This is a genomic window from Zarconia sp., assembly GCF_057467645.1.
This window is the reverse complement of sequence record NZ_JBRJXU010000148.1, coordinates 1-11,495: the sequence shown is the minus strand read 5'-3', so window position 1 is coordinate 11,495 and position 11,495 is coordinate 1. Positions and strand designations below refer to the sequence as shown.

The following is an 11,495-nucleotide window of genomic DNA, read 5'->3' as shown; positions in this document are numbered from 1 at the left end:
TACACCCGAGCGAAAGATAGTGGCACGATCGAATTTTTTCAATCCTATGTTTTAGGAAAAACTAAATTTAGCGATCGAACCATCGAAGTCGAAACCCCCACCCTCGCCATCCGCCAACTCAGCGAAAACAAAGGCGGAATTTTTTTCGGAACCGCCTCCCAACTGGTGACGCAGTGCAGCATCAAAACCCTACCCCTGCGCCGCAATGCCCAAAGCTCGGCTGTTTCTCCCTACCAACAACCCCCCGTTTCGCCGGACAATTGCGATCGAGAAGAACACAACCGCATCAACGTAGAAGCCTTTCGCAACAACGAGTATCCCATCGTCCGGCGACTCTTTCTGGTGACTCGCCAAGATAACAGTGTGGATAAGCAAGCCGGGGTTGCCTATTACACGCTGCTACTCACCGATGAAGGACAGCAGCTCATTCAAGAGGCGGGTTTCATCCCCATTCGCTGAATACTGTCAGTTTGAGAATCGAGTTTTAGATGAAGCCAGTGCATAATTTCTCCATAGCAATCCTAAAAGGTGATAGAAAAACCGATCGTCCTCGAACATCCAATCTTCCCCCTGCCTCGTCCGCTTCTGGCAACATCTCCGCGTCACAGATTCCATGACTATTGCACTTCCGATTCGCACTCCACGGCTGGTGGTACGGCGGTTTGAGCCATCAGATTTACCCGCGTACCTCGAATTTATGCTCGATGAAGCCTCGACCCAGTACTTAGCCTTCGAGGATGCTCAAAAAACCGAATCCGGGGCTACCGACCTGTTTAATTACGTTATATCGGCGTACGATTCGGAAAATCCCGTCCATGCTTACGCGATTGCCCTCGCGCATACCAATCGATACGTGGGGTCTTGCGGCTTTTCCCCCTACGAAACCGATGTGGTGGAATGTTACTGGAGCATCAATCCCTCAGAACGCCGTCACGGTTACGCCTTCGAAGCGATGCAAGGTTTGTTAGAGACCCTGCGTGTTTCTGGAATTGGCGAAGTGCGCACCTATGCCAGTGACCAGAATCTTCCCAGTTTGAATCTGGCGCAGAAGCTGGGGATGGCAAACCGAGGACGAGCCGTTCACGCTCATTCGGGGTTGGAAGGGATCGTGTATTCGATGGTGTTTTCGCCTGCGTCAAATTCTACTCAGCAGGTATAACGACGGGGATAATAACGATCGATGTCTAGCTCAAAACCTCGTCTTTTCAATGGTGTCGGTCTGATTTTTGCGGGATTCTTGACGCTCCATCTTTTTGGCGGCGTGCAAACCTTAAAGTGCGCTCGCGCCAGAATCCATCGAGCAGTGGCGTGCGAACTGACGGAGTCGGGGGTATTTCGCCAACGCACGACTCCCATTAAAGCCGGACACCTTCAAGGGGCAACCCTAGATCGCAAAAAGGCGAATTACCGGGTAGTTCTGTTGACGAACACCGATCGAATTTATTTCACCAGTGTTCACCAGATCGCTTTTGGTCAGATCGTTCAACAGCAAAGGGTCGATCGAATTGAAGGGTTTCTCCAAGATGACGCTCGAAATTCTCTCAAGATCGAGCAAAATAACAATTGGTTAGCTTACCCGTTAGCGATATTATTTCTTATCGGAGGAGTTTGGGAAGTTCGCGAGTATTGGCAATTGCGACAATTGAGTCGATTCTAACGATAGCGATTAATACAACCCCTCAGTTGCGATTTAACTCTTGGCGAAAAGCATTGCCAGCGGCGATCGCTTCCCAATTACTGCCATCGAGTGCTGCGGCTCGATCGACGGCTTCGATCGCTTCTGCACGACGATCGAGTTCCCATAAAGCAAAACCTCGATCGAGCCAAATGCCGGGATTACTCCCATCTAGATCGATCGCATCGTTGTATTCTATCAAAGCGTCCTGCCACTGACCGGCTCGGGCGAGTTTTTGACCCCGACGGTAGTACTGTAAAGCGCGATCGACATTTTGGCGATGCACCTTCATTTTGCTTGAAATCTCTTCTGGCTGCCATCCCGTTAAATCGACTAAATTCTTCAATTGTCGATTTTCCCAGCGACTCCGATATCGCCATTTCGCGAGGGCAAAATCGTCATTTTCCGGTCGGCGAATCACATATCGTCCTTGAAAGACGACACCCGCTCGATTCCAGAAAAACTTCCCCGCGTTTCGAACATTTTCCTGTAAGTCATCCTGGCTGATTTCCTGGAAAATCAAATCTTCGGGAAAGGTTTCTTCTGAATAGCGAACGTGCAGGCGAGTCACAAACGTAAAGTTTTCCAGTTGTTCGCTTTTGAGTAATTCGCGCAATTCAATGAGTTCTGTGGGCGGTAACGTGCAAGGATCGCATTTTCCCAGACCGCGCTCGTCAATAAATAAAGAGCCGGCATATTCGAGAAATGCAACATTTTTGCCTTCGTTTTCGTAAACGTTCTGAAACATCGAATCGTAAAAATTGCTAAATTCTCCCCGAATAAATGCCGGCAGTTCGTCCCCAGAAGGTTGTCTCAAAGTTGAAGTGGTATCTGTGGGAATCAAAGTGGTTCGGTAGTTGGCTACTTCGGCAAATCGATCGGGGGATAGGATATGAACGATTAAATCTTGGTCTCCAGTCGAATTGAGAGTCCCCAAACGAATGGGAAGCATAAAATTCGGGGATTCGTAGTCTAAAATAATCGGTCGTAGGAGTCCGTATCCTTCTTTTTTAAACGCTTCAAGATTGACTCGAACGACAAAAAATTTCATGTCATTGTCAATATAATCTTGAAACATAGATCGCGCCGATTCGGGAGCTTGATAATCGTTGGTGCTCAACCAATCGATTAAGGCATCGGATTGCCCCGCACTAAGGAGAACGATGTCGTATTCTCCGAGGGTAAATCGATCTTCAACGATGACGCTACCCGCACTATTTTGACCAAAACTCGCGCCTCCACCCGCTTTCGAGGCTTGATTTAAGAAAGACGGAAGGGCGATAACTATTACAATTCCTGACAATAGTAAAAGACCACATAATACCAAAATTATATTTTTTTGATGGCGAATGCTCCAAATAATTACAGAAACAAAACCCATCAAGACGATCGTTACTAAACCCGTCCAAAGATACGGTTGTAATTCTTGCTGTAAAAATCGATCGGTATCATCGACATACTGAACCAATCGAGGTGCGGTATAAGTGTCTAAGCGATCGATAATTTCTGGGTTCCCAATTCTTACTTGTTCTCGGGTGGGAATAACGGGAATGGGAACGATGCGAGCAAATTCTTTGACATCCCCTTGGTAATCGTTCGCCATCATAAAAAGACTGCGATTCCCGTCTCGAGCAATGACCACCTGCGATGACGAATTAGAGAGCATTACATCGGCTTTCGCGACAAAAAAGCCACAAAAACCACTAACCTCAGACACCGATCGGAAAACGAGAAATAACGAGAGACCAAAAATAAAAATATATTTATATCTTATGGAATTCATTGGCTTGTTTTATTAAAAATACTCGTTATGTCAGAAGATTCTAAATTTTTTCAATATAGATGAGGAATCACTCTATTTATCCTCAAACGATCCAGCTTGAATATTGGGTACAGCTGTCAACTCTTCGTGGCGATCCCCAACGTCGGTTTCCGAGACAGAAGCGATGATATGAGTCTTGTTTCGATGGGATATATATTGCTCATATGCCGACTCTGTCTGGCTTCTCGTTTGATGAAACACTCAAAAAATTTACGACTCTCGCCCACCCTCTGATAGATTAAATCTGCCAACATATCGAGTCTATTATGTCAACAATATTTTCGACAAATTTAAGATAAAAATGGCTTGAACGAGCTGATTTTTTTCATAAAGATCGGCCATTTGGCTGATACATCAGATCCCATAAGCTGATATGCTCTTGCGTGAGATCGACAGCCGGATTCAGTAGAAAAACAATCCACAGTAACCTGCTGTCTAGTTTATCAACGAGAACCTCTGTAAGTAAATAAAATTGGCAATGTATCGGTATCAAAAACTGATCGCTCAAAGAGCGACCTTTCTCGAAACCCCAACAACCCCGACAACCCCGACAAATCCCACAGATCGAGAAACTCCTTCGACGATCGAAACCACAACAACGGTGCCTCTGGCAACGGCATTCATGCAGCAGTTGATCGGCAACCTAAAAGCCCAAATTTTCGAGGGCTTAAAAGTCACCCACATCGGTTCGAAAACACCGCAAATTAATAGTTGCAGAAGTAAAACCAACCCCAACATTTCCTACTCGATTCGACTCGCCAAACAAGGACAATCGCTGCAATGGGATTGTATTGCGTTTGCTATCCGCGGTCAGTACAACACCATCGATCCCGATGTCCAAGTGTTCGAGTTCAAAGCCTGGGCCGATCGAGTCACGCCGGTCGACCTCCTTGAAACCTTAGAAAACATTGCCCGCACCCATCGTTAATTCTTTTCCCGAACACCCTCCACTGTTAGCAATCGAGAGATTTGGAGTTGGTTTGGTTTCCGTTCGATAGCAGGGTTGCCCCTACTTCCTCGATATCCGCCGCTAGAGAGTTCGATCGCGTTTTAGGCCGTGAGATCGCGCGAATCGCCCCCGATCGAGCACATTAGCAAAACTAGAGAATTATTAGAGTTAAATATATTAGACTTGCCATTGCCCCTCTCAAAAACCGGAGCAGTCTCAATGGCAGATGTCATCGATTATCAAATCTACGGAAACGACCTCCAACTCGTTGAAGTCGAACTCGATCCTGGGGAAGGCGTGCAAGCCGAAGTGGGCACGATGGCCTACATGGAAGACGGCATCCAGATGCAAACTTCCATGGGGGGCGGGTTGTTTGCCGGCTTCAAGCGAATGCTGACGGGGGAGAGCTTCTTCATTACCACCTTCGCCAACGGCGGACGGCGCAAAGCCCGAGTGGGGTTTGCCTCCACCGCCCCCGGTCAAATTATTCCCCTCGATTTAGGGCAGTTGGGGGGAGAATTTTTGTGTCAAAAGGATGCCTTCCTGTGTGCGGCCAGCGGCACCGAGATTAGCGTTGCCTTTACTCGCCGTCTGGGGGCGGGTTTCTTCGGCGGCGAGGGTTTCATCCTGCAAAAGCTGCGCGGAGACGGACTCGCCTTCGTCCAAGCTGGGGGGGCGATTATCGAAAAAGTCCTCGAACCGGGAGATGCTTTGCGCGTGGATACCGGCTGCCTGGTGGGATTTTCTCCATCGGTGAATTACGACATCAAGTTTGTCGGCGGTTTCCGCAACGCCTTGTTTGGTGGGGAAGGTTTATTTCTTGCCGAGGTGCGCGGACCGGGGGTTGTGTACTTGCAAAGTCTGCCCTTCTCGCGATTGGTCGATCGATTTGCGGCCATGCCTCAGTTTCAAATTGGGGAGGATAATTCGTGATGCGATCGCATCCAGAGGCAAGCCTTCCCATTGCCAGTACCCAAAACCCCCTCGTCAAAAAAATCCGCAAGCTGCACCAAGCCAAACACCGACACCAGCAACAACTTTTTCTGATCGAAGGAACCCATACCCTCGAAGCGGCTTGCGAGAGCGAGTACCCCCTCGTTTGCGTTTGCCATACCGCCCGATGGGCCCAAAATCATCCCGAACTGTGGCAGCAGGCAAGCCAGCACGGCCAACGAACCGTCGAGGTGACCCCAGAAGTCCTCAAAGCCATTTCTACCACCGTCCATCCCGAAGGAGTCGTCGCTACTGCCCCCCGTCGGTTGAATCCATCTCCCGCATTGCCTTTTTCCGGCATCGGACTGGCACTCGAAACCCTGCAAGACCCCGGAAACCTAGGTACCATCGTCCGGACAGCTACGGCTGCGGGGGTTGACCGATTGTGGGCGAGCGCCGATAGCGTCGATTTCGACCACCCCAAAGTCTTGCGCGCGTCCGTGGGTGCCTGGTTCCGGCTACCGATGGCCGTCAGCCCGGACTTAGCAACCCTGGTGCGGGAATGTCAGCAGCAGCAAATCCAAGTGGTGGCCGCCTGTGCGGGGGGAGAGCAAAATTATTGGCAGGTTGACTGGTGCCGTCCCACGTTGATTTTACTCGGGAACGAGGGTGCCGGACTCTCTAGCGAATTGGTGGCGCTAGCACAGCAGCAGGTTCGCATCCCCCTAGCTCCGGGAGTCGAATCCCTGAACGTTGCCGTTGCGACAGCACTGATGGTTTACGAAGCCTACCGACAGCGATCGGTTTTGGGAGGAAGGGGCAATGGACAATTGACAATTGACAATTAACGCCATGTGCAACTTAATTCTCCAAAATCCTCTCGCACGGGGGGAAGGGCAAAAGGGGGATAAGTCTACTCGCTCACCATAGCGCGCAAAAAGAGCGCACACCGCGTAATTAACAATGGGTCAGTTGCAACGCTTAACTCCCTCTCCCTTGTCTCCCTTGTCTCCCTTGTCTCCGCATCCGGTGTGTCAATCAAATACTCCTGACTCAAAAACCTTGAAAGGAAGGCGCGACCTCAGTTTTCCGTGACGTTGCCAGAAGTGGCACAAAAAGTCACACGATTTGAAAGTCATCCGATAAAATTTGAATCGTCAGGTGGTGTGAGGGCTACTCTTCTGACGGAACTCAGCTATGACTGAAGCGTCGAAGATAGATAAGGTTCTCAACTGTACGCTGCTGGGGCATCCCCAAAAAATCGGGTTGGGTGTCCCGGCTTTATTCTCCGGTTTCGATAATTTTTGAGTTGACTCCAAACGTTTTTGCGGCGATCGATGGGAAAAGTCGATCGAACGTTCGTTTTAGCTTTCATCCAATCCGAGTCCAGTCAGGGCAAAAAACACAGCACGAGACACAAAACTTGTCTTAACTTTTGCTGCGATGGCTATACAACCCGCGATCGCCCATCCTAAAGTCTTAGATAACCTCAGGCGCGGGTTAAGCTGCAGGCGATCGTGCCGACTCTAGAGTCGTCCCTCATTCGGTTCGCAGGGGGGCTAGGTGGAGGAAAAGCGATGTGGGTTTAGGTAATTCGAGTTAGCGACTTGGAACCGAGTTTCCCACACCCTACACCCCACACCCCACCCAAAGCAGAAATTGTCTTATCCCAAACTGACGTTAAATACTAAAACGAACGCTCTGACATGACGACTGAAACTTCACCGCATTCCTGGGAACCCTTTGGATTTGCCCCGGATGCGACTCAGGACTCCGCGATTTTAGCCGAACTCGGATTTGTGCCCGGTTTGCGAGAACTGCTCGCCATCCGCCAAGTCCACGCCCTCGAACACGCTACCGTCTGGGTTCTGAGCGAATCGGGCCTCGGGAAAGGTAGCCTAGAGTCCGGTTCGACTCCCCCGGATAACGAATCTCTGGGTGGAATGTCCACCGATACGGGATTTTATCTCTACGGACCCGTCAAGACCGGGGAGTTGCGACGCGCCGTGCAAACCGCCTTAAACCGTTTGAAAAATGGGCAATGGGACTTAGCCGTCCATCCACGCTGCGGTACGAATCTCTCCGTTGCCATGCTGCTGGGGGTGGGGTTAACCCTCGGGTTCAATCAACTCTTGCCCAAATCTCCCCTCGAACAACTGATGGGGTTGGGATTGGCCGCAGCCACCGCATCGGGAATTGCCCCCGACTTGGGTTTGGTGGTTCAGCGATACGTTACCACTGCGATTCCCTTCAACCTCGAACTCGAAGAAATTCGTCTAACCCGAGATATGTGGGGGCGTTCGGCGCATTTCGTTCGCGTCGGTTGGAGCGATACTCCCTAAAACTTGCAATAAAACTTAAAGTCTTGAATCGGCGGAGAACTCACCCGAAGTAGTACCCTGAAGAATAATGTTCGCGGTCTTTTCAGCCGTGAAGTGTCAAAAATTCAAGCATTCATCACACAATTTAAGGGAGAATAATTAATGGCTCTTAAACGTGGTTCTAAAGTCCGCATTCTGCGCAAAGAATCCTACTGGTATCGGGAAGTTGGAACCGTTGCTTCCATTGACAAGAGCGGTATCCGCTATCCTGTCATCGTGCGTTTTGACAAAGTCAACTATAACGGTTTCAGCGGCAGTGCTGGTGGCGTGAATACCAACAACTATGCAGAAAGCGAGTTGCAAGAAGTCGGTTAACAAATGTTACAACAGGCAATCGATCGATCGAAACCCAGCCATTCTGGTGTTTTTGCCCGCTTCAATTGCCGAGTTTAGTTTCTAGTGCCCGAACTTCCTGAAGTCGAAACCGTTTGCCAGGGGCTCAATCGAGTCACCCTGGCGCAAGAAATTCTGGGTGGAGAGGTATTGCGAGACAGTACGATCGCCCACCCAGTTTTCGTGGCTGATTTTCTCGATGGATTGACTCGACGCGCGATCGAGCAATGGCATCGTCGGGGTAAATATCTCCTGGCTCGATTAGTTGAGAAATCCCCAAACCCCTCATCCCCAAATCTCTCACTAGCGGACACCTCACCTCAACACGCTGCAGGTTGGTTGGGCGTTCACTTGCGGATGACCGGTCAACTGCTGTGGTGTCATCGAGACGACCCCCTGCAAAAGCACGCCCGAGTGCGCCTGTTTTTTGCCGACGATCGAGAATTGCGCTTTGTCGACCAGCGCACCTTTGGCAAAATGTGGTGGATACCCGATTCTACCGACCCCGCCAGCATTATGACGGGATTGGGCAAGCTCGGACCCGAACCCTTTTCCGAAGAATTTTCCCCAGACTACTTCGCCGCCACCCTCTACAAACGACGGCGACCGATTAAAACCGCCCTCCTCGATCAAGCCATCGTGGCAGGGGTGGGCAATATTTATGCTGACGAAACCCTTTTTCTGAGCGGCATTCCCCCAACGGCACTCTGCTGTCAGTTAGATGAAGGACAAATTGAGAGCATTCGCACCCAGTTAATTCGGGTGTTGCGAGATTCGATCGCTGTCGGAGGAACCACATTTAGCGATTTCCTCAACGTGCAGGGTATCAACGGCAACTACGGGGGTGTTGCCTGGGTCTACGGTCGGACGGGGCAGCCCTGTCGCGTTTGCCAAACCCCGATCGCCCGAATTAAGCTTGGAGGGCGATCGACCCATTTTTGTCCGAGCTGCCAACCCGATCCAGAATGAGGTTGAACGCTCAAAAGATAAAATGGTAACATCGCTAGCGTTCGATCGCTTTCTATATGGAGCCAGCGAACCCGGCAATCCACCGGTCAAGATTTCACCCTTTCCACCTATCATCTGAGATCGCCCATGCCCCCCAAAGCCAAAGGTTTAAAAAAAGGTTCCCTCGTGCGCGTTGTGCGCGAAAAATTAGAAAGTAGCGTCGAGGCAACTGCCAGCGATACCCGCTTTCCTCCCTACATTTTTGAAACCAAGGGCGAAATCCTCGAAACCCAAGGCGACTACGCTTTGATTAAGTTCGGTTTGGTTCCTACCCCGAATATTTGGTTGCGTCTCGATCAACTCGAAGCGTTCGAGTAAGCCCCATCCAAAATCAATGTTTGCGTTGAATTCCCTCGGTTGGATTTCGACAAATCTGTCTCGATCGAGTCCCCCGTTCGATTCCCCATTCGATTGTCGGTCGTTCCTCGGGTATCGCACTAATAATCGAGACGACAAGATGAATCTGCGACCCTTCGAGCGTCTGTACTCGCCCCAGATCCCTAATTCCCCTCCAGTACCGTGTCTATCCCTTCCGCTATGTCCTCCCGTGCCAATCCTCGCGTGTCCGTTATCGGGGCGGGGAAAGTGGGCAGCACCCTCGCCCATTGCATCCTCCAGAGAAATCTGGCCGACGTCGTTTTGCTCGATATCGTCGAAGGATGGCCCCAAGGATTAGCTCTCGATTTAACCGAAGCATCCGGTTTAGAACGCCATCATCGCCGCGTTATCGGAACCAACGATTACGCCGATACCGCCAACTCAGACGTGGTGGTGATTACGGCCGGTCGTCCCCGCCTACCGGGGATGGATCGATCGGATTTGCTCAAAATTAACGCTCCGATTGTCGCCAACGCCACAAAAGCGGCGATCGAGCATTCTCCCAACGCGATCGTTATCATCGTCACCAATCCCCTCGACGTGATGGCTTACGTTGCGTGGCAAGCCTCCGGACTGCCCCCCCAGCGGGTGATGGGTATGGCGGGAGTTCTCGACGGTTCTCGCTTGCAAACTTTTATTTCCCTGGAACTCGGGGTTTCCGCCCAAGACGTGCGCACGGTGGTTCTGGGAAATCACGGCAATAAAATGGTTCCCCTGCCCCGCTACTGTACCGTCGGTGGCGTGCCGATTACCGAGTTGATGGATGGTGCGACGATCGAGCGTTTGGTGGAACGCACTCGCAACGGGGGTGCGGAAGTGGTGCAGTTGATGAAGACGGGAGGTGCGTTCTTTGCCCCAGCTTCTGCCGCTTGTTTGATGGTAGAGTCGGTGTTGCAAGACCAGTTTCGATCGGTGAGTGCGGCCGTATATCTCGACGGCGAGTATGGCATCAAAGATTTGTTTTTAGGCGTGAATTGCCGATTGGGTTGCCACGGGGTTGAGGAAATCGTGGAATTAAAACTGACGGATTCCGAGCGAGATGCACTTTACGATGCCGCGGAGACGGTACGGTATGGGGTGAAGGAAGCCAAGGATATTTTACGTTAAGCGCGGATATCGGTGATTGTGAGCAGGGGGAGCAGGGGGAGAAAGGGGAGCAAAATCCAAACGTGCTAAAAGTCGTTACGATTAATATTCTGTTCGATCTCGAAACCTGGGAAGCGCGACGGCACTTGCTCGCCGAGGGTTTGGCTGCCGAACAAGCGGATATTATCGGCATCCAGGAAGTGCGGTTGCCTGAAGATACCAGTACGTGGCTGGCCCAGGAACTCCAGATGCCCTACGTTCATTTGGTTCCCTACCATAAGCCTAAGGGGTTGAAAATTCCCAACTACGGGGCGGCCATTCTCAGCCGCCATCCCTTTACTCGTGCGGAAACCCTCGATTTGCAAACTCAAGGACGATTCGCCCAACGGGTTCAAATTGAAGTCAACCATCGACCCATCACCTTTTGCAACGGGCATTATTTCTGGCATCCGGGGCCGACACCCGAACGAGTGAAACAGATTCAGTTGCTGCTCGACTGGTTGGGGGAATTGCCCCCAGAAATGCCCGTTGTGGCGGTGGGAGATTTTAACGGAACCCCCGAAACACCTGCTATTGCTCTGATGCGGGAGCACTTTGCGTCTGCCTATGCCACCCATCACGGCTGCGAACCCGAGTATACTTGCCCGACCCCTCTGGCCCGTCGGGGGTGGAAGCGAACCCTATACCAAACTCTACTGAACCTGAAAGCCAATCGAACCTTGCAACCGTGGCGGGGAACGTTAGACTATATCTTTATCAGCCCGCACCTGGGAGTTCGAGATTGCCAATTGATTCTCACGCAACCCGAAAAGGGCGATCGAACTCTTTATCCCTCCGACCATTTTGGGATTGCGGCCGAACTCGAGGAGTTTAAGTAATAACCCTACCGGAAACTCTACCCCCACACCCTACACCCTGCACCCCACACCC

13 protein-coding genes are annotated in these 11,495 nt (G+C 51.0%); 12 read left to right on the top strand and 1 reads right to left on the bottom strand.

The features are described from left to right. The 3 genes from AC2215_RS22880 to AC2215_RS22870 form a co-directional block, all read left to right on the top strand. Positions 1–459 (top strand): PstS family phosphate ABC transporter substrate-binding protein (locus AC2215_RS22880; protein WP_486812330.1); only part of this gene is annotated, 459 nt, incomplete at its 5' end. Between the two features lie 154 nt (positions 460–613). Further along, entirely contained in the window at positions 614–1,159 is a 546-nt protein-coding gene (locus AC2215_RS22875) for a GNAT family N-acetyltransferase (RefSeq protein WP_486812329.1), read from the top strand. A 21-nt stretch (positions 1,160–1,180) separates the two neighbouring features. Next, positions 1,181–1,657, top strand: coding sequence for a hypothetical protein (locus tag AC2215_RS22870; RefSeq protein WP_486812328.1), 477 nt, complete (start codon positions 1,181–1,183; stop codon positions 1,655–1,657). 22 nt (positions 1,658–1,679) lie between these two features. Here AC2215_RS22870 and AC2215_RS22865 read toward each other — a convergent pair whose 3' ends face one another. Beyond that, positions 1,680–3,458, bottom strand: a complete 1,779-nt coding sequence (locus AC2215_RS22865) for a DUF2330 domain-containing protein (RefSeq protein ID WP_486812327.1) — start codon at positions 3,456–3,458, stop codon at positions 1,680–1,682. Between the two features lie 517 nt (positions 3,459–3,975). Here AC2215_RS22865 and AC2215_RS22860 point away from each other — a divergent pair. From AC2215_RS22860 to AC2215_RS22820, 9 genes are all read left to right on the top strand, one after another. Then, complete coding sequence (locus AC2215_RS22860; protein ID WP_486812326.1) at positions 3,976–4,425, top strand: hypothetical protein; 450 nt, start codon at positions 3,976–3,978, stop codon at positions 4,423–4,425. Positions 4,426–4,665: 240 nt separating this feature from the next. Next, on the top strand, positions 4,666–5,379 hold the full coding sequence (locus AC2215_RS22855; RefSeq protein WP_486812325.1) for a TIGR00266 family protein: 714 nt from the start codon (positions 4,666–4,668) through the stop codon (positions 5,377–5,379). Beyond that, on the top strand, positions 5,379–6,227 hold the full coding sequence (locus tag AC2215_RS22850; RefSeq protein WP_486812332.1) for a TrmH family RNA methyltransferase: 849 nt from the start codon (positions 5,379–5,381) through the stop codon (positions 6,225–6,227). Before AC2215_RS22855 ends, AC2215_RS22850 begins: the two co-directional genes overlap by 1 nt. Before the next feature lie 858 nt (positions 6,228–7,085). Next, the gene (locus AC2215_RS22845) at positions 7,086–7,721 is read left to right on the top strand and encodes a DUF6391 domain-containing protein (protein ID WP_486812324.1); all 636 of its coding nucleotides are present in this window, start codon (positions 7,086–7,088) and stop codon (positions 7,719–7,721) included. 141 nt (positions 7,722–7,862) lie between these two features. Next, positions 7,863–8,075 (top strand): photosystem I reaction center subunit IV, encoded by a 213-nt coding sequence (locus tag AC2215_RS22840; RefSeq protein WP_486812323.1) that lies wholly within the window; start codon positions 7,863–7,865, stop codon positions 8,073–8,075. An 84-nt stretch (positions 8,076–8,159) separates the two neighbouring features. Continuing rightward, a complete protein-coding gene (locus AC2215_RS22835; RefSeq protein WP_486812322.1) occupies positions 8,160–9,062 on the top strand; it encodes a DNA-formamidopyrimidine glycosylase in 903 nt (300 codons plus the stop codon). A 126-nt stretch (positions 9,063–9,188) separates the two neighbouring features. Continuing rightward, positions 9,189–9,419 (top strand): NAD(P)H-quinone oxidoreductase subunit O, encoded by a 231-nt coding sequence (gene ndhO / locus AC2215_RS22830; protein WP_486812321.1) that lies wholly within the window; start codon positions 9,189–9,191, stop codon positions 9,417–9,419. 219 nt (positions 9,420–9,638) lie between these two features. Beyond that, positions 9,639–10,586 (top strand): malate dehydrogenase, encoded by a 948-nt coding sequence (gene mdh, locus AC2215_RS22825; RefSeq protein WP_486812331.1) that lies wholly within the window; start codon positions 9,639–9,641, stop codon positions 10,584–10,586. A gap of 62 nt (positions 10,587–10,648) precedes the next feature. Beyond that, a complete protein-coding gene (locus AC2215_RS22820) occupies positions 10,649–11,443 on the top strand; it encodes an endonuclease/exonuclease/phosphatase family protein (protein ID WP_486812320.1) in 795 nt (264 codons plus the stop codon). Positions 11,444–11,495: the final 52 nt, after the last annotated feature.